Genomic DNA, 18,203 nt, shown 5'->3' on the forward strand with positions numbered 1-18,203 from the left:
TTGGTCGGCACGGTCCTGGATCACGCGCTGGTCAAGGCGATTTCCAACCCGACCCACGCTACGAACGCGCCCAGCAGGATGGCGCCTTCCACGCGGCTGATCTTCAGGTCGCCGCGCAGCATCGGGTACAGCACCAGGGCGAAGGCCAGCAGCGCCGGCAGTTCCAGGCGCACGAACGAGGCCGGCAGTGCCAGCGGCTGCAGCAACCCCATCGCGCCGATCACCAGCAGCAGGTTTACCACGCTGGAACCCAGCACATGGCCCAGCACCATGTCGCCATGACCACGACGCGCGGCGGCGATGGCTGCGGCCACCTCCGGCAGAGCGGTGCCGATCGCCACCGGAAGCAGGCCCACCAGCAGCGGCGACCAGCCCAGGGCGCTGCCGAAGTCCGCCGCCGCACCGACCACCAGCCGCGCGCCCCAGTACAGCGTCAGCGCGGCGATCAGCACCCGCAGCACGTTCAACGGCAGGCTGGTGCGGCTGAGTGCGGATTCGGCGATGACCACCTGCACCTCAGGGCCTTCCAGGCGCCCACGGCGCAGCAGCACGGCCTGCACGACCACGAAGCCGGCCACCAGAACACCGGCCTCCCAGCGCTGCAGGCGACCATCCAGGCCGAACACCATCAGCAGCAGCGCCGCCGCCAGCAATGACCACCACAGCACGGTCTGCAGGCGCGCGCGCAGCAACAAGGGCGCGGCAATGGCGGCCACGGCCAGGGTCAGGCCCAGGTTGGCAATGCTGCTGCCCACCGCGTTGCCCAGCGCCAGCTCAGGCTGGCCAACCAGCAGCGCGCGCGCATTGACCGCCAGTTCCGGCAGAGAGGTGGCAACGCCCAGCAACAACAGGCCGGCGGTGAAGGCACTGGCGCCGAAACGCTGGGCCAGGCCAGATACGGCCTTGACGATGGAGTCCCCGCCCAGGGCCAGCAACAGCAGGCCGAGCAGGAACCAGGCAATGGCTATGACGATCATCGAGCACTCCCCAGCGGTCGTGGCGCGATTCTACGCGCGGCGCCCCGCGACCGGGGCGCCGCGGATCAAGGTTCAGCCGCAGCCTTCGGCGTAATCCACCTGCGGGGTCTTGCCTACCCGCCAGCCGCCCACCTTGCCGTCGGCGCCCAGCGCGAAGTCGACCACCGCCCCGCCCTCCTGCGCCGGGCGCACCCGCAGGTGCTGGGCCTTGTCGTCATACTTGTCCGGCACCACGTCGCCGCGATCCGGGTACAGGGTCTGCAGCTCGCCCAAGGTCATGCCCACCCGGCCACCGCCGGGAGCCACGATGGCGCTGCTGCGCACGTCGTAGCGCACCAGCTTGCGGCCTTCGATCATCAGGCGCGGGTCTTCGGCATCCTGCGGGCGCAGGAAATAGCAGCCGTCATTGCTGTCATCGGCCGGCAGCGGCTTGCCGGCGGCATCGGTGCCCAGCCCCTGCAGGGGGCTGCCATAGCCGCTGCGCACCTCGGCAATGCCGGCGCCCAGCATCACGCCGCCAAAGCCGTCCAGCCGCGCCGGGCTGTCACTGCGCGGGTCCACCGGCGAGGCCGTGGCCAGGTCGGCATCGGCGGGCACCGAGGCATCCTTGGCTGGAGCAGTGGCGGCAGGTTCGGCCGCTGCGGTCGGTTCCGGGGAGCGGTTGCAGGCGGCCAGCGACAACAGCAGCAGGCCAGCCAGGGGCAGGTGTTTCATGGGTGGTTTCCTGGGCGCGGTGTGCAGGCACGCTAGCGCAGCGCGCGTGCAGGCGCTGCATTGTCATCGCCGTTTCATGCCGCCCGTTCAGGCTCGGCGTGCACCGACTTGGCTGTCCTTCCATGCAACCGCGCAAGACCGACCTCGCCCGAACCGCGCTGCAGGCCCACCGCGCACCGCTGGACATGCGCCAGCGCCGGCTGCTGATCCTGTGCGACGGCCAGCGCAGCATTGCCGATCTGACCGGCCTGATCGGCCAGGAGGCACCCGCCATGGTGATCCAGCTGATCCAGGGCGGCTATCTGCAGACCGGGCCGGAAGCGGCGGTTGCTATGGCACCGCCGGTAGCGCCTGCACGCAACCCTGCGCCGCCCCCGACCGGGGTCGAGCGCCGCCGCTCGTTGGCGGCCGCGCGCATCTATCTGCTGGGCATCCTGGAGATGCAGCGGCACCCGCAGGCTGCAGCGCTGTTCCGCGACCTGCAGCAGGCGCGCGCGGAAGACCAAGTGCTGGCCGTGCTGCGCGCCGCGCTGGGCGTGCTGCCTGGCATGACCTCGGAGCGCTACTGCGAGCGCGTGCGGCAGCGCCTGTTGGAGGCTCTGCCGTTGGAGCATTGCGAGGGGTTTGCGGTCAGCGCCTGATACGGCAAACGATATCCACGCATCATCGACCGGCAAATCCACGCCCTGCGTGGATCGGCTCACTCACCGGAAATTGTTGCGCAACCCGTTCCAGCACTGCTGGTAATCGCCCTGGCGATGCGATGCGGCCAGCGCCTGCGCGCTGGGGCGGATCACCGCGCGGGTCTCGAACATGAAGGCCATGGTGTCCTTGATGACATCGGCCTTGGACAGGTCGGCATTGGACGCTTTGTCAAAGGTCGGCGCATCGGGGCCATGCCCGCTCATGCAGTTGTGCAGCGATGCACCGCCGGGCACGAAACCTTCGGCCTTGGCGTCGTAGGCGCCGTGCACCAGGCCCATGAACTCGCTGGCGATGTTGCGGTGGAACCACGGCGGGCGGAACGTGTTCTGCGCCACCAGCCAGCGCGGCGGGAAGATGGCGAAATCCATGTTGCTGGTGCCGGGCGTGTCGCTGGGCGAATGCAGCACCAGGAAGATCGACGGGTCCGGATGGTCGTAGCTGATCGAGCCGATGGTGTTGAAGCGGCGCAGATCGTAGCGGTACGGCGCGTAATTGCCGTGCCAGGCCACCACGTCCAGCGGCGAATGGTCGATCGGCGCGCGCCACAGGCGGCCGTCGAACTTGGCGATCAGCTCGAAGTCGCCGTCGATGTCTTCGAAGGCGGCATGCGGGGTTTCGAAGTCGCGCGGGTTGGCCAGGCCGTTGGCACCGATCGGGCCCAGGTCGGGCAGCTTCAGCAGGGCGCCATGGTTTTCGCAGACATAGCCGCGGCTCGGGCCGTCGGGCAGTTCCACGCGGAACCGCACGCCGCGCGGGATCACCGCGATCTGCTGCGGCTCGATCTCGATCACGCCAAGCTCGGTCAACAGGCGCAGTGCGCCCAGCTGCGGCACGATCAGAAGTTCGCCATCGGCGCTGTAGAAATAGCGGCCCACCATGTCACGGTTGGCGGCATACAGGTGGATGCCGACGCCGGCGTGCGCATCGGGCGAACCGTTGCCGCCCATCGTGTACAGGCCTTCGACGAAATCGGTCGGCAGTTCCGGCAGCGGCAGCGGGCTCCAGCGCAGCTGATTCGGCGATGCCGGCTGCGCGTTGTAATCGCATTGCAGCCGCGATTGCGCGAACGGGGTGAACTCGCCGTGGGTCACCGCCGGGCGGATGCGGTACAGCCAGCTGCGGCGGTTGCTGCCGCGCGGCGCGGTGAACGCAGTACCCGACAACTGTTCGGCGTAGAGGCCATGGGCCACCTTCTGCGGCGAGTTCTGCCCGACCGGCAGTGCGCCGGGCACGGCCTCGGTGGCGAATTCGTTGCCGAAGCCGGACTGATAGCCGCGGGCGGTAAGGGCGGTGGACATGGGGAGCTCCTGGTAGCTGCGGCGCCGGAACGGAAAACAGCCGAGCATGGCCCGGCTCTACAGGTGAGCAGACGCCGGGCATGGCCCGGCGCTACCGTCGAACGTTACAGCACGCCGCGGCGGATCTGGTCGCGCTCGATGCTTTCGAACAGCGCGGTGAAGTTGCCTTCGCCGAAGCCTTCGTTGCCCTTGCGCTGGATGATCTCGAAGAAGATCGGGCCGATGCAGTTCTGGGTGAAGATCTGCAGCAGCTTGCGCTGGTGGGTTTCCGGGTCGGCGTCGATCAGGATCTTGTTCCTGGCCAAGCGTGCCACGTCTTCACCGTGGTTGGGCACGCGCTGGTCGATCACGTCGAAATAGGTTTCCGGCGTATCCAGGAAATCCACGCCCTGCGCGCGCATGGCTTCGACGGTTTCGTAGATGTTGTCGGTGAAGCAGGCGATGTGCTGGATGCCCTCGCCCTTGTACGCGTCCAGGTATTCGTTGATCTGGCTCTTCGGGTCGGACGATTCGTTCAGCGGAATGCGCACGATGCCGTCCGGTGCGGTCATCGCCTTGGACACCAGGCCGGTCTTCAGTCCCTTGATGTCGAAGTAGCGGATCTCGCGGAAGTTGAACAGGCGCTCGTAGTAATCCGACCACTGCTGCATGTTGCCGAAGTACAGGTTGTGGGTCAGGTGGTCGATGAAGGTCAGGCCGAAGCCGAACGGGTGCAGATCGGCACCGGGTACGGCTTCGTAGTCGCCATCGAAGATGCTGCCGGCGGCGCCGTAGCGGTCCACCAGGTACAACATGCAATCGCCGATGCCCTTGATGACCGGTGCGTTGACCGCCTTGCTGTCCGGCTTGAAGGCCACCGCTTCGGCGCCGTTGCCCAGCGCGGTCTGGTAGACCTCGGCGCCCGGCTTCTGGAAGCGGATGGCGAAGCCGCAGGCGCAGGGGCCGTGCTTTTCGGCGAAGTCGGCGGCGAACGAGTCGGGGTCTTCGTTGACCAGGAAGTTGACGTCGCCCTGGCGATAGACGGTAATCGGGCGCTGCTTGTGCTTGAGCACCGCGCTGAAGCCCATCCTGCGGAAGTAGTCATGCAGTTCCTGGCCACGGCCGGCCGGGGCGGCGAATTCGACGAACTCGAAACCATCGATGCCCATCGGGTTTTCGAAGGTGGTGACCTGCATGCCGGGGTTCGGGTGCGAGGCGGTCGGGACGGCGGTATTCATGGCGTGGCTCCGAATCGGTGCCGCATCGGCACAAACCAGGTGCGGGCGGGGTTGGACCCGGCGAGAATGCAGGGTACGGACCCAACCTTTATAGTTACAACTGAAACCACCAGCAAGGTGCACCGCAGCATGAACCCAGCCGATCCCGCCTCCACCCGCGTGCGCGCCTCGCACGTCCTGCTCGACCTGGAACAGTTCCTGCCTTACCGGCTGAGCGTGCTGTCCAACCGGGTCAGCGGCAACATCGCCAAGCTGTACGGCGACCGCTATGGCCTGGCCATTCCCGAGTGGCGGGTGATCACCATCCTGGCGCTGTACCCGGGCTCGTCGGCCAGCGAGGTGTCCGACCGCACCGCCATGGACAAGGTGGCCGTCAGCCGGGCCGTGGCGCGGCTGCTGGAGCGCGGCTTCATCAAGCGCGAAACCCATGGCGACGACCGCCGCCGCTCGGTGCTGGCGCTGTCGGCGGCCGGCTTCGAGGTGTACGAAACCATTGCGCCGCTGGTGATCGAGATCACCCGCAAGCTGATGTCCGTGCTGAGCGAGGAAGAAGAGCAGGTGCTGGAAAAGCTGATCCTGCGGCTGGCCGGCGACGGCCTGGAGCGGATGGGCGAAGGGGTGTAACCGCGCCGATCCTGGCGTTGTTCCGGGGTCAGAGCCCTTTCCTGCGGAAAGGGATCGGACCCCATGGCTTCGGTGGGTAGGTGTCGACCTTGGTCGACACGCCAGTGCGGTTTCGGGGTCAGCTCAGGTGCTTGCGCCGGGCATGGATCCACGGCACGGCCAAGGCGGCGATGGCGCCGCCGGCAAACCCCAGCGAGGCGGCGACGGTGGCTGCTTCCACCGCGCCCGGCAGGGCCAGCGCGGCGGTCACCAGCAACAGCGAAGGCAGGCCGACGAAGGTGCCCAGGAAGAAGGTCCAGCGCGGCGACCAGGTGTTGAGCTGCAACAGGCTGACCGGCTGCCAGGCGTCCCCCGCCGTGTCTTCGGCAATCTTCGCCACCACCTTGGCCAGGTCCACTTCCGGCACCAGCTTGCCCGGGCGGGCTGCGGCAATAGCGTCGGCCACTGCGTCCACCGGCGGGAAGCTGGCCGGCCACGCCGCCGGCGCCGTCACGCCATAGGCGGTCAACAGCGGCACGCTCAGCCACGGCGCCAGCAACGGCCGCAGCTTGCGCCGGCCGTACACGCACCAGATCTGCGGCTGGCCGTGGGCGGTCACGCTGTACAGCGCCAGTTCGCCCGGCGGCGGATAGCCCAGCATGGTCACCCGTGCGGCCAGGCTGTCCTGGTCCATGGCACGCAGGAAGCCGGGGCGGCTGCGCCCTTCCTGCATCCAGGCCAGTCCCAGCGCGCCGACCAGCCAGGCTTCGGCCACATCCTTGCTGCCGGCGCTGGCGCGCTCATCGCTGGCCAGGTACCACGCCAGCGATTTCGGTTCGGCCACGTCCTGCACGCCCCAACGGCTGTCATCGCCCAGCACGTGGCGCACCGGCAGGCGGGCGGGCGCGGTCTCGCCGCGTTCGCCGGTCTGCAGGAACGGCAACACGCCCTGGATGAAGCTGGACAGATCGATCGCACGCAGGCCGCTGCCCTGCCATTCGGCGGGCAGCAGGCCGCTCAACTGGCCTTCGGCGGCCAGCCGGTCCAGGCGGGCCTTCTGCTCGACCAGTTTCTGCACGGCGCCCTTCAGCACCACGTTGTCCGGCAGCGCGATCTGCGGCAGGCGGTAGCGCGGCGGCGCCAGCTCCAGCGTGTCTTCGCCGGTACCGGCATCGTCCAGCAGGGTTTCCTGCGCGGGCAGGCCTACGCCTTCGGGGGCCGCGCCGTCGGCCGGTGTGCTGGCGGGGTCGGGCGATCGGTCGGCGTGGTCGCTGTGCATGGGCGCTCCTGCGGGTGGGGGCCGCAGTCGATTCGACTGAGGTCCTTGCCGTTAGCGGCCATGGAGGGGATTTCTGTAACCGTCGTGCACGGCAGTCGAGCAAGCAGAGCAGTCGAGCATGGCTCGACTCTACAGGGGAGCTGCGGTGTCAGCGCGGGGGCGCCCACTTTTCCAGGAAGGCGATGAAGCGGGCGCGCTGGTAGCCCTTGCCTTCGCCCTTGGGCTTTTCCAGTTCGCCGGTGAACTGCGACTGCAGCAGGGTGCCGTCGGCGTCCAGCACGAACAGGTGCGGGTAGCCCTTCACCTGCGGGTACTGCGACAGGAACGCGGTGTTCTCGTTGTCTTCGCTGTAGTTCACCTTCATCCAGACGAAGTTCGCATCGCGCAGGCGGCGCACTTCGGCATCGCCTTCGATGAACGTGTCCATCAGGTGGCACCACGAACACCACTCGCCGCCCACGTCCAGGATGATGCGCTTGTTGCCGCGCTGCGCTTCCACCTTGGCCGTTTCCAGATCGGCCTGCGGGTCGCGGGCCGGGTCGAAGCTGGCGTTGAGGCCGGCAATGGCGGCGATATCGGCCGCCGCCGGGGTGTTGCCCGAGGCCACCGGCACGCTGGGGTCAGCGGCCGGTGGCTCGGTGGGGCGGGTATCCAGGGGCTGGGTGGGTTCGGCCGGTGCCGGCGGCGGTTGCTGGGAACAGGCGCTGATCAGCGCTGCACACATCACGGCCACCACGGCCCTGCCGAACGTTGTACGCATGCCCACTGCCCTCGCGATTACTTGACGCCGTGCATCAGCTTGTTGATCAGCGGCGCGATCAGGAACAGGACCACGCCCGAACCGATCAACGCCCAGAACCCGAAGGTATACCCCTTCAGTGCCGATTCGATCGTCATGCCACCTTCACCGCTGACGGCACCGGCGAAGATGCCCGACAGGTTGTTGCCGATGCCGGTGGACAGGAACCAGCCGCCCATGCCGAAGCCGACCAGGCGCACCGGGGCCAGCTTGGTCACCATCGACAGGCCGATCGGCGACAGGCACAGCTCGCCCACCGACTGGATGACGTAGACCATGAACAGGGTCCAGAACGGGATCTTGCCGTCCACGACCATCTGCGACAGGGCGAACATCAGCAGGGCGAAGGCGGCGCCGTTGAACAGCAGGCCCAGGCCGAACTTGCGCGGGATGGACGGATTGGCGCGGCCCATGGCCACCCAGATCCAGGCAATGATCGGGGCCAGGGTGATGATGGCCACAGAGTTCACCGACTGGAACCACGCGGTCGGGAAGGTCCAGTCACCGAACTGGCGGTTGACGATGTTTTCGGCCAGGAAGGTGAACGAGCTGCCGGCCTGTTCGAAGAACATCCAGAACATCACGTTGAAGGCGAAGATGATCAGCATGGCGATCACGCGGTCGCGCTGCACCTTGCCCTCGCGGATGCCTTCCACCAGCAGCAGGATGGCCAGGGCGGTGAACATGGCGCCCAGGATCCAGGCCAGCGCGGTAGCGCCGGTGGCCAGCAGGAAGTAGGCCACCGGAATGGCGACCACGGCACCGGCCAGCACCATCACAATGCGACCGAAGCCTTCGGCACCGGCCGGCGGTGCACCAATGCCCTTCAGGCCGGCACGACCTACGTAGAACCACACCAGCGAGATCAGCATGCCCACGCCCGAGGCGATGAACACGACCTTGTAGGACGGCATTTCCGAAGTGCCGAACACCTTGCGCGCCAGCCATTCGGTCAGCACCGGGGCGATCATCGCGCCGATGTTGATGCCCATGTAGAAGATGGTGAAGCCGGAATCGCGGCGTTCGTCCTTCAGGCCGTACAGCTTGCCCACCATGGTGGAGATGTTTGGCTTGAACAGCCCGTTGCCGACGATGATCGTGGCCAGGCCGAGCTTGAAGATGTGCTCCTGCGGCAGCGAGATCATGAACAGGCCGGCGGCCATGATGACCGCGCCGGTCAGGATCGAGCGCTGGTAACCCAGCACCCGGTCGGCCACGTAGCCACCGAAGATGGCCGCGGCGTAGACCAGCGCCAGATAGGCGCCGTAGATGCGGCTGGCATCGCCTTCACCGGCGGCATTGCCGCTGTAGAACTGCGAGACGATGTACAGCACCAAGGCCCAGCGGATGCCGTAGAACGCAAAGCGTTCCCAGAATTCGGTCATGAACAGCATCCACAGCGGGCGCGGGTGGCCCAGCGTGGTCTTGAAGCCCGGCAGCGCCGGTTCTGGGGTGTTCGCAGTGGCGTCTAGGCTCATGCGGGTTTCCTGGTTCGGTGGATGGACGGCACATCCGCTGTGCGCTGGAGCAACGCGCGAGGATCACCGACTTGTGGCGTTCACGTCAAATACACGCCGTTTGAGGCAGGTCACGACCTGCTCGCTGAACTTGCATCTGAAACGATCCAGTCGGTCGCGGCAGGCCAAGCTGAATGGGGATCAGGCCTGATCTGCCGGGGGCCCGGCCTGCAGGGTGCTGCGCACCTGGAACAGTTCGGGGAAGAAGGTCAGCTCCAGCGCCTGTCGCAGGAAGCCCACGCCGGACGAGCCACCGGTGCCGCGCTTGAAGCCGATCACCCGCATCACCGTGCGCATGTGGCGGAAGCGCCAGAGCTGGAACGCGGTTTCCAGGTCCACCAGGTCCTCGCACAGCGAATATTCGCGCCAGTAGCGGTCGGTGTCCTGGTAGATGCGTTCGAACACCGGCTGCAGGGCATCGTCGGCCACGTGCGGCTGGGTCCAGTCGTGGCTGTCGTACAGCGCGGGCACGGCGTGTCCGAAGCGGGCCAGGTACTTCAGGAATTCCTCGTACAGGCTGGGTGCTTCCAGCACGGTGCGCAGCTGCGCCTGGCCGGTCGGGTCGTGCTCGAACACCTGCAGCATCTGCGCGTTCTTGTTGCCCAGCAGGAACTCGATGTAGCGGTACTGCAGCGACTGGAAGCCCGAGGACGGGCCCAGCACGTCGCGGAAGCCCATGTACTCGGACGGGGTCAGGGTTTCCAGCACCGACCACTGCTCGGTCAGTTGGCGCAGCACCTGCTTGCTGCGGGCCAGCACCTTGCGGCACTGCCAGACCTCGTCGCGCTGCAGGAAGCCGATCGCCGCACGCAGCTCGTGGCCCAGCAGCTTCAGCCACAGCTCCGAGGTCTGGTGCTGGATGATGAACAGCATCTCGTCGTGGTGCGGCGGGTTGGACAGCGGCTGCTGCGCGCTCAGCAGCTGGTCCAGCCGCAGGTAGCCGCCGTAGGTCAGGCGCCCCTGCAGATCGGTGTGGATGCCAGCTTCGAGATCGCGTTGGTTGTTGTCGACGGACATGGGCGGGACCAGATCAGGGCCGGCAAGGGTAGCGCGTTGCCGCCGCGCTGGCAGCGGCGCCCACCGTACCGGGGCGTGCGGTGGCCCGTGGAGCCAGCCGCGAGCCCCCGGCTGCGCGTGGAACCGTTTGCGCCGTTGCGCCAGCAGTCAGCCAAAGGCGTATTCTGATGCTTTGCAGCAACGACTGAATACGTTGTTGTTATTGGCCCCCCACCCGTCGGCAGGGGTACAACGGGGAATTGCCGTGTTGCGCCGCAGGAAGGCTATTTCGTACGCCTTCCTTAACATGGCGATTCATATCATTTGTAACTTCTCTGTCGAAGGTGCAGCACGCAATGACGGTAGCCGCCGAGTTCAAGATCGAATACCTGCAGTACCTGGACGCGGACGGCACGCTCGTCCGCAACGACCTGCCCGAATCCCTCAAGGATCCGGCTGTCCTGGTGCCGCTGTTCAAGCAGATGCTGTACGTGCGCACGTTCGACAGCAAATCCATCGCGCTGCAGCGCACCGGCAAGCTGGGCACCTACGCCGCCTGCCTGGGCCACGAGGCCGCGCACGTGGGCATCGGCGCCGCGATGAAGCAGGGTGACGTGTTCGCCCCCAGCTACCGCGAGTACGGCGCCATGTTCATGCGTGGCGTGCGCCCGTACGACGTGCTGATGTACTGGGGCGGCGACGAGCGCGGCAACGACTACACCGGCAACGCGGTGAAGGACTTCCCGTTCTGCGTGCCGATTTCCACCCAGTGCCTGCACGCTGCCGGCGCTGCGCTGAAGTTCAAGTTGAACAACGAAGCGCAGATCGCGGTGGCGGTGTGCGGCGATGGCGGCAGCTCCAAGACCGACTTCTATGCCGCCCTCAACTCGGCCGGTGCCTACAAGCTCCCGCTGATCCTGTGCATCGTCAACAACGGCTGGGCGATCTCGGTGCCGCGTTCGGCCCAGACCGGTGCCGAAACCCTGGCCCAGAAGGGCCTGGCCGGCGGCCTGCACTGCCTGCAGGTGGACGGCAACGACCTGATCGCCGTGCTGGCCGCAATGGAACAGGCGCGCGAACGCGGCCTGGCCGGCGAAGGCGGCACCGTGCTGGAACTGCTGACCTACCGCCTGTCCGACCACACCACCGCCGACGACGCCCGCCGCTACCGCGACGACGCCGAAGTGAAGGAGGCCTGGACCCGCGAGCCGATGCTGCGCCTGCGCAAGTACCTAGTCGCCCAGGGCGTGTGGAGCGAAGAAGAAGAAAAGGCCTGGGTCGAGCAGTGCGCGGCCAAGGTGGACGAGGAAGTGAACCAGTACCTCAACACCCCGGTGCAGCCGGTCGAGGCCATGTTCGACTACCTGTATGCCGACCCGCCGGCGGACCTGCTGGCCCAGCGCGCGGCTGCCATTGCCCTGGAGCAGCGCCATGGATGAGATCAAGCACGGCGCTTCCGCTTCCCAGGCCAATGCCGCCGACAGCGCCGCTGTCGCCGGTGGAGACATCGCAATGACCGCTACCCCCATCACCCTGATCGAAGCCATCACCCAGGCGCTGGCCTGGGAGCTGGAACACGACCCGTCGGTGCTGGTGCTGGGCGAGGACGTGGGCGTGAACGGCGGTGTGTTCCGCGCCACCGCAGGCCTGCAGCAGCGCTTCGGTTCGCAGCGCATCCTCGACACCCCGCTGGATGAAACCACTATCGCCGGCCTCACCGTCGGCTTGGCCGCACAAGGCATGAAGCCGGTGGCCGAAGCCCAGTTCGACGGCTTCGTCTACCCGATGGTGGACCACATCATCTGCCACGCCGCGCGCCTGCGTACCCGTACCCGTGGCCGCCTGCACTGCCCGATGGTGCTGCGCGTGCCGTGGGGCGGTGGCATCCGCGCGCCGGAACACCACAGCGAAGCCAACGAATCGATCTTCACCAACGTGCCGGGCCTGCGCGTGGTGCTGCCGTCCAGCCCGCAGCGTGCCTACGGCCTGCTGCTGGCCGCCATGCGCGATCCCGATCCGGTGATCTACATGGAACCCAAGCGCATCTACCGCCAGTACAAGGAAGTGGTCGTCAACGACGGCGAAGCGCTGCCGCTGGATGTCTGCTTCGTGCTGCGCGACGGCACCGACGTGACCCTGGTTGCCTGGGGCGCACAGGTGAAGGAAGCACTGGAAGCAGCCGACAAGCTGGCTGGCGAAGGCATCAGCGCCGAAGTGATCGACGTGGCCACGCTGCGCCCGCTGGACTTTGCCACCATCGCCGAATCGGTGGCCAAGACCGGCCGCTGCGTGGTCGTGCAGGAAGCGCCGAAGACCGCAGGTTTCGGTGCCGAGATTGCCGCCCGCCTGGCCGAAGAATCGCTGTATGACCTGCTGGCCCCGGTCGAGCGCGTTACCGGCTACGACACCCACATTCCGCTGTTCCGCCTGGAAATGAAGTACCTGCCCAGCGTGGACCGGATCGTGACCGCGGCCAAGCGCGCGGTGGCGGCGGGCTGACATGCGGGCCCGCCTGCTGGGGGCTTACCGCAGCCAATATTCCAATCCGCTCCGGTTCCGCACCGGCCAGATCGTCGAAGTGGGTGTGCGTGACGAGGAATGGCCGGCGTTTGCCTGGGTACGCAGCAACGATGGGCGCGCCGGTTGGGCGCCCGTCGCCTGGCTGCAGCCGCTGGACGAAGGTCGCGCCGAAGCCCTGCGCGACTACGACGCCCGCGAGCTGGATGTGGAAAGCGGCGAGATGGTGAAGCTGCATCACGAACATGGTGGGTGGTGGTGGTCCGAGCGCGCCAACGGCGCGACGGGCTGGCTGCCGGCCCGCGAACTGGAACTGCTGGAAGAGAACTGCACATGAGCCAGACCAAGAACTTCAACCTGCCCGACCTGGGCGAAGGCCTGCCGGACGCAACCATCGTGGAATGGTTCGTGAAGGAAGGCGATGTGATCAAGCTGGACGAGCCGCTGGTGTCGATGGAAACGGCCAAGGCCGTGGTGGAAGTGCCTTCGCCGGTGTCCGGCAAGGTGCTGAAGCTGTCCGGCGCGGCCGGCGACATCATTCCCACCGGCTCGGTGCTGGCCAGCTTCGAGATCGATCCGAACCTGCCGCAGCGCGCCGATGGCCAGGACACCGGCCACAGCCACGGCCATGCCCCGGCACCGGCTGCTGCCGCACCGACCCCGCCGCCCATTCCGACTGCAGCCCAGACTGCAGCCCCGGCCGTGGCCGAAGAAGCCAAGGCCGAGCGCGATGACGCCGGCACCGTGGTCGGCGCCATGCAGAGCTCCAACGCCGTGCATACCGAACAGGCGCTGGCTGTCGGTGGCGTCAAGGCGGTGCCGGCCGTGCGTGCCACCGCGCGCAAGCTGGGCGTGGATCTGTCGCGCGTACGGGCCACCGGCGCCGATGGCGCGGTGACCATGGCCGACGTGAAGCAGGCCGCTGCCAACGGCACCGCCAAGCTGGGCGCCGCCCCGGCACCGGTGGCTGCCGCTGCGTACGCTGCGCCGGCCCCGGCGCAGGTGTCGGCCCCGGTGCAGAGCGAAGCCCGCACCCCGCTGTCGGCTGCCGGCAAGCCCATGCGTACCCAGCCGCCGGGCGTGGTCGCCAAGGGCCAGCCGGAACCGCTGAAGGGCGTGCGCCGCAACATGGCGCGGGTGATGGCCGACGCACACAGCAAGGTCGTGCCGACCACGCTGAACGACGACGCCGACATCCACGCCTGGCTGCCGGGCAACGACGTGACCGCGCGCCTGGTGCGTTCGATCGTGGTGGCCGCGCAGAAGGTGCCGGCCATGAACGCCTGGTTCGACGGTGAGGCACTGACCCGCACCCTGCACGCGCAGGTGGACATCGGCATTGCCGTGGACACTGACGACGGCCTGTTCGTGCCGGCCCTGCGCAATGCCGACATGCTCGACGCCCGCGGCATCCGCGAAGGCGTGAACCGTCTGCGCGAGCAGGTGGAATCGCGTTCGATCGCCGCCTCGGAACTGAGTGGTTACACCATCTCACTGTCCAACTTCGGCATGTTCGCCGGCCGCTACGCCACCCCGGTGGTCGTACCGCCGTGCGTGGCCATCGTCGGTGCCGGCCGTGCACGCCATCAGATGACCCCAGTGATGGGCGGCGTGGAAGCGCACAAGGTCATCCCGCTGTCGGTCACCTTCGACCACCGCGCGGCGACCGGCGGCGAAGCGGCCCGCTTCCTGCGCGCGATGATGGACGACCTGGCGCTGGCCAGCTGATCAACCCATTGATGGGTGGGTGCCAATCGTTGGTTGGCATATGAACTGAATGGTAGGTGCCAACCTTGGTTGGCACATGGGTTGGAGAAACGCCGGGCACTGCCCGGCGTTTTTTTGCGGGCGCAATGCGGCGATCCACTGCCTTGGCATTTGCCTTGGCGTTTGCCTTGGCGTTTGCCTTGGCGTTTGCCTTGGCGTTTGCCTTGGCGTTTGCCTTGGCGTTTGCCTTGGCGTTTGCCTTGGCGTTTGCCTTGGCGTTTGCCTTGGCGTTTGCCTTGGCATTTGCCTTGGCGTTTGCCTTGGCGTTTGCCTTGGCGTTTGCCTTGGCGTTTGCCTTGGTAGAGTCGAGCTTGCTCGACTGCTCTTCGTGAAGAGCAAAGGCCGTCGAGCAAGCTCGACACTACCGCTCAGCCCACCAGATCCCGCGATGGCACGACGTGCTCGCCCGGTGCCGGGGCCAGTGCGGCATCCACCAGCGCCTTGGCAATACACTCGGCCGGGTTGATCCGCCAGGCCCGTGGCAGCACCGGATCCAGCGCGCCCAGCACCTTCAGCGCGAACGCTTCGCCACGGCGCACCTGCTGGCGATGGCCGTCAATCAAGCCGGGCCGCACCAGGGTGAGCGAGGCGAACTCCAGCGCCCGCAGGTCGCGCTCCAGCTCGCCTTTCACCCGGCTGTAGAACACCGCCGAACGCGGGTTGGCCCCGGCCGCGGAATTCAGCACGAAGGCGCGGGCGCCCTGGGTGCGGGCCGCATGGGCGAAGGCCAGCGGGTAGTCGTGGTCGATCCGGTAGAAGGCCTCGCGGCTGCCGGCCTGGGCCATGGTGCTGCCCAGGGCGCAGATCACCGCGTCCACCTGCGCCCAGTCCGGCGCCTCGGGCACTGCGTCGAAGGACAGCACGGGTGCGTGCAGCTTGGCATCACGCAGCTCCAGCGGCCGTCGCGTGGGTGCCACCACGGCGCGGCAGCGCGGGTCGTCCAGCAGCATCGGCAGCGCCAGACCACCGACCAGCCCGGTCGCCCCCAGCAACATCACACGCATACCCACCCCCACTGCTGCATTCTGTGGCCCCATGCTATCCGTTCAAGCCGTGCGCGGCCGCGCCGATATGCTGGAACCAGCCCCTGCCACCCCCGGGATTCGCTCCATGACGGACCAGCCAGACCACCGCCCTGCCCCCGGCACCGCCCTTGGGCCGCCGGCGCGCGTCCGCGCGGTGGTGGACGATGGTCGGGCGGACCGGGTGGTACTGCAGGGCGGCGGCGGCGTGGCCCTGCAGCAGCTGTTCGCCGGCGCCGATGCGCCCGAGCCGCTGCTGGCCGCCTTCGCCAACGGCATGGCCACCCTGCCCGGCGAGCTGGGCGACATGGGCGACCGCCTGCAGTCGGCCCAAGCCAGCGCCGATTGGCCGCGCTATGGCCGGGCCATGCGCCAGCTGATCGACAAGTACATCCGCACCATCGAACAGCACTCCCCCGACGGCCAGCCCGAAAGCCTGCGCCTGTCCGAACAGCTGCGGCTGCTGCTGGGTGGTGCGGTGGTGGCCCTGCTGCAGCACGACCCCGACCTGCGCGAGCAGGCCCAGGCCCTGGCAACGCGCCTGCGCCAGTGGCAGCCCGGCGTGGCGCTGGAACCCATTGAACAGGGCGTGCGCGAACTCGGCCACCAGGTGGGCGTGCGCGCGGAAAGCTGGCAGGAACAGCAGGCCCTGCTGCTGGAGCTGTTCGCGCTGCTGCTGGAAAACGTGAGCGAGCTGCTGGACGACCGCAGCTGGCTGCAGGGCCAGATCACCGCCGTGCAGCAACTGCTGACTGGCCCGCTGGACACCGAAGCGGTGGAACGCACCCGCGCCGAACTGCGTGAAGTGATCTACAAGCAGGGGCTGCTGCGCCAGGGCATCGATGAATCCAAGGCCGCCATGCGCGGGCTGATGGGCGAGTTCATCGAACGCATGGATGGCATGGCCACCAGCACCGGCGAATACCATGACCGCATCGGCAGCTATGCCCTGCAGCTGCGCGAAGCACGCAGCATCGCCGATCTGAACCAGCTGCTGCAGGAAGTGATGCATGACACCGGCAAGGTGCAGCAGCAGGCGGCGCAGGCGCGCGACCATCTGGCCAGCGCGCGCGCCGAAGTGGAACGCGCCGAACAGCGCATCACCGAACTGGAACAGGAACTGCGCGAGGCCGGTGACCTGGCCCGCATCGATCCGCTGACCCAGGCCCTGAACCGCCGCGGCCTGGATGAACTGCTGCAGCGCGAACTGGCCCGTGCCGCGCGCAACAACACGCCGCTGGGGCTGGCGGTGATCGATCTGGACGATTTCCACCAGACCAACGAGGCCCACGGGCACGCCGGTGGCGATGCGCTGCTGCAGCACCTGGTGTCGGTGTGCCGGCTGCTGCTGCGGGCCACCGACGGCGTGGCACGCCTGGGTGGCGATGAATTCGTGCTGGTGCTGCCCGATGCACAGGGCGCCGACAGCATGGCCACGGTCCAGCGTCTGCAGCGTTCACTGGCGCACCGTGTGTTGACCGTGCGCGACCAGCGCGTGCCGGTGCATTTCAGCGCTGGCTTGGCGCAGTGGCAACCCGGCGACGATGCGCAGAGCCTGCTGCGGCGTGCCGATGATGCGCTGTACGAGGCCAAGCGCCACGGCAAGAACCGCGTACAGGCGGGATGATGCGATCCGCCCAACCGATTCACGCGGAAAACCCGCTTTGGTAGATGCCAACCTTGGTTGGCATGCATGGATCACGGGGCCGACCAGAGGCGGCCACTACCAGAGCCGCACCGTCGGGCGTAAAGCCCGCTCTGGCAGGTGCCAACCTTGGTTGGCATGAGCAGCAGCTGCTACCGCCCGCGCAGCTTCTGGAAACCGGTCACCGCGGCCAGCACGATGGCGCCGGCCACGATACCCACCACCATGTTCGCCGCCGCGCTGATCAGCCAGCCCCACTGCCCTTCCCCGCCCATCGCCTGCACCGCGTGGTGCAGTGCGGGGATGTTGTGCACCAGGATGCCGCCGCCCACCAGGAACATGGCGATGGTGCCGGCCACCGACAGGAACTTCATCAGCCACGGCGCCGAGCGCACCAGGCCCCGCCCGAACGCGGCCACCGCCCCGCCCTTGCGCGACAGGTACAGGCCCACGTCGTCGAGCTTCACGATGCCGGCCACCAGGCCGTAGACGAACACCGTCATCGCCAGCGCCACCACGGTCAGGGTCAGCACCTGCTGGGTGAACGAGGCCACGGCCACCACGCCCAGGGTCAGCACGATGATCTCGGCCGACAGGATGAAGTCGGTGCGGATCGCGCCCTTCACCTTGTCCTTTTCCCACGCCACCATGTCCACCTGTTCATCGGCCAGCGCCTTGCGACGTTCGGCCTGGTGCTCGGCGTCCTCGTCGGAGGAATGCAGGAAGCGGTGCGCCAGCTTTTCCACGCCTTCGAAGCACAGGAACGCACCGCCGATCATCATCAGCGGCACGATCAGCGGCACGTTCCAGCCACGGCTGTGCAGCCACGCTTCCAGCGCGCTGATCGCCAGCGCGGCCGGCACCAGGATCACCTTGTTCACCAGCGAGCCCTTGGCCACGGCCCACACCACCGGTAGTTCACGGTTGGCGTTCACGCCGGTCACCTGCTGCGCGTTCAGGGCCAGATCGTCGCCCAGTACTCCGGCGGTCTTCTTCGCGGCAACCTTGGTGAGGATCGAGACGTCGTCCAGCAGGGTGGCGATATCGTCGAGCAGGGCAAACAGACTGGCACCGGCCATGGCACTTCCAGAGAGGGAATGGACGGATTCTGACCGATCAGGCGCACCGGCGGTAGCGGGTTCACCGC

18 protein-coding genes are annotated in these 18,203 nt (G+C 67.5%); 8 read left to right on the forward strand and 10 right to left on the reverse strand.

The window, feature by feature from the left end:
- Positions 1-20: 20 nt before the first annotated feature.
- Together C1922_RS18485 and C1922_RS18490 are read right to left on the reverse strand one after the other, a co-directional pair.
- Positions 21-977 (reverse strand): sodium:calcium antiporter, encoded by a 957-nt coding sequence (locus tag C1922_RS18485; RefSeq protein WP_108751105.1) that lies wholly within the window; start codon positions 975-977, stop codon positions 21-23.
- Between the two features lie 72 nt (positions 978-1,049).
- Complete coding sequence (locus tag C1922_RS18490) at positions 1,050-1,691, reverse strand: hypothetical protein (RefSeq protein ID WP_108751106.1); 642 nt, start codon at positions 1,689-1,691, stop codon at positions 1,050-1,052.
- 122 nt (positions 1,692-1,813) lie between these two features.
- On the opposite strand from C1922_RS18490, the gene C1922_RS18495 reads away from it, so the two are divergent.
- Positions 1,814-2,332, forward strand: a complete 519-nt coding sequence (locus C1922_RS18495) for a hypothetical protein (RefSeq protein ID WP_108751107.1) — start codon at positions 1,814-1,816, stop codon at positions 2,330-2,332.
- 63 nt (positions 2,333-2,395) lie between these two features.
- Here C1922_RS18495 and hmgA read toward each other — a convergent pair whose 3' ends face one another.
- The gene (gene hmgA, locus C1922_RS18500; RefSeq protein WP_108751108.1) at positions 2,396-3,694 is read right to left on the reverse strand and encodes a homogentisate 1,2-dioxygenase; all 1,299 of its coding nucleotides are present in this window, start codon (positions 3,692-3,694) and stop codon (positions 2,396-2,398) included.
- A gap of 104 nt (positions 3,695-3,798) precedes the next feature.
- Positions 3,799-4,911 (reverse strand): 4-hydroxyphenylpyruvate dioxygenase, encoded by a 1,113-nt coding sequence (gene hppD, locus C1922_RS18505; protein ID WP_199911980.1) that lies wholly within the window; start codon positions 4,909-4,911, stop codon positions 3,799-3,801.
- A 129-nt stretch (positions 4,912-5,040) separates the two neighbouring features.
- Here hppD and C1922_RS18510 point away from each other — a divergent pair, with 129 nt between their 5' ends.
- A complete protein-coding gene (locus C1922_RS18510) occupies positions 5,041-5,535 on the forward strand; it encodes a MarR family winged helix-turn-helix transcriptional regulator (protein WP_108751109.1) in 495 nt (164 codons plus the stop codon).
- Positions 5,536-5,653: 118 nt separating this feature from the next.
- Here C1922_RS18510 and C1922_RS18515 read toward each other — a convergent pair whose 3' ends face one another.
- From C1922_RS18515 to C1922_RS18530, 4 genes are all read right to left on the reverse strand, one after another.
- Positions 5,654-6,793: a hypothetical protein gene (locus tag C1922_RS18515; protein ID WP_108751110.1), complete on the reverse strand. Its 1,140-nt coding sequence runs from the start codon at positions 6,791-6,793 to the stop codon at positions 5,654-5,656.
- A gap of 148 nt (positions 6,794-6,941) precedes the next feature.
- The gene (locus C1922_RS18520; RefSeq protein WP_108751111.1) at positions 6,942-7,553 is read right to left on the reverse strand and encodes a thioredoxin family protein; all 612 of its coding nucleotides are present in this window, start codon (positions 7,551-7,553) and stop codon (positions 6,942-6,944) included.
- A 17-nt stretch (positions 7,554-7,570) separates the two neighbouring features.
- Complete coding sequence (locus C1922_RS18525) at positions 7,571-9,070, reverse strand: oligopeptide:H+ symporter (protein ID WP_108751112.1); 1,500 nt, start codon at positions 9,068-9,070, stop codon at positions 7,571-7,573.
- A 180-nt stretch (positions 9,071-9,250) separates the two neighbouring features.
- Positions 9,251-10,126 (reverse strand): tryptophan 2,3-dioxygenase family protein, encoded by an 876-nt coding sequence (locus C1922_RS18530; protein WP_108751113.1) that lies wholly within the window; start codon positions 10,124-10,126, stop codon positions 9,251-9,253.
- 335 nt (positions 10,127-10,461) lie between these two features.
- Here C1922_RS18530 and pdhA point away from each other — a divergent pair, with 335 nt between their 5' ends.
- From pdhA to C1922_RS18555, 5 genes are read left to right on the forward strand one after another with little or no spacing between them, the layout of a single operon-like run.
- Positions 10,462-11,544: a pyruvate dehydrogenase (acetyl-transferring) E1 component subunit alpha gene (pdhA, locus tag C1922_RS18535; RefSeq protein WP_108751114.1), complete on the forward strand. Its 1,083-nt coding sequence runs from the start codon at positions 10,462-10,464 to the stop codon at positions 11,542-11,544.
- Complete coding sequence (locus C1922_RS18540; RefSeq protein ID WP_108751115.1) at positions 11,537-12,604, forward strand: alpha-ketoacid dehydrogenase subunit beta; 1,068 nt, start codon at positions 11,537-11,539, stop codon at positions 12,602-12,604. The genes pdhA and C1922_RS18540 overlap by 8 nt, the downstream gene beginning before the upstream one ends.
- Before the next feature lies 1 nt (position 12,605).
- Positions 12,606-12,959, forward strand: a complete 354-nt coding sequence (locus C1922_RS18545) for an SH3 domain-containing protein (RefSeq protein WP_108751116.1) — start codon at positions 12,606-12,608, stop codon at positions 12,957-12,959.
- Positions 12,956-14,350 (forward strand): dihydrolipoamide acetyltransferase family protein, encoded by a 1,395-nt coding sequence (locus tag C1922_RS18550; RefSeq protein ID WP_108751117.1) that lies wholly within the window; start codon positions 12,956-12,958, stop codon positions 14,348-14,350. Before C1922_RS18545 ends, C1922_RS18550 begins: the two co-directional genes overlap by 4 nt.
- A 56-nt stretch (positions 14,351-14,406) precedes the next feature.
- Positions 14,407-14,721: a hypothetical protein gene (locus tag C1922_RS18555; protein WP_199912199.1), complete on the forward strand. Its 315-nt coding sequence runs from the start codon at positions 14,407-14,409 to the stop codon at positions 14,719-14,721.
- A gap of 36 nt (positions 14,722-14,757) precedes the next feature.
- On the opposite strand, the gene C1922_RS18560 is transcribed toward C1922_RS18555, so the two are convergent.
- The gene (locus tag C1922_RS18560) at positions 14,758-15,393 is read right to left on the reverse strand and encodes an NAD(P)H-binding protein (protein ID WP_108751119.1); all 636 of its coding nucleotides are present in this window, start codon (positions 15,391-15,393) and stop codon (positions 14,758-14,760) included.
- A 106-nt stretch (positions 15,394-15,499) separates the two neighbouring features.
- Here C1922_RS18560 and C1922_RS18565 point away from each other — a divergent pair, with 106 nt between their 5' ends.
- The gene (locus C1922_RS18565; RefSeq protein ID WP_108751120.1) at positions 15,500-17,038 is read left to right on the forward strand and encodes a GGDEF domain-containing protein; all 1,539 of its coding nucleotides are present in this window, start codon (positions 15,500-15,502) and stop codon (positions 17,036-17,038) included.
- A gap of 170 nt (positions 17,039-17,208) precedes the next feature.
- Here the strand turns inward: C1922_RS18565 and C1922_RS18570 are convergent, their stop codons facing one another.
- On the reverse strand, positions 17,209-18,135 hold the full coding sequence (locus C1922_RS18570) for a DUF808 domain-containing protein (protein WP_108751121.1): 927 nt from the start codon (positions 18,133-18,135) through the stop codon (positions 17,209-17,211).
- Between the last annotated feature and the right edge of the window lie 68 nt (positions 18,136-18,203).

Source organism: Stenotrophomonas sp. ZAC14D2_NAIMI4_7 (assembly GCF_003086675.1).
GTDB lineage: Bacteria > Pseudomonadota > Gammaproteobacteria > Xanthomonadales > Xanthomonadaceae > Stenotrophomonas.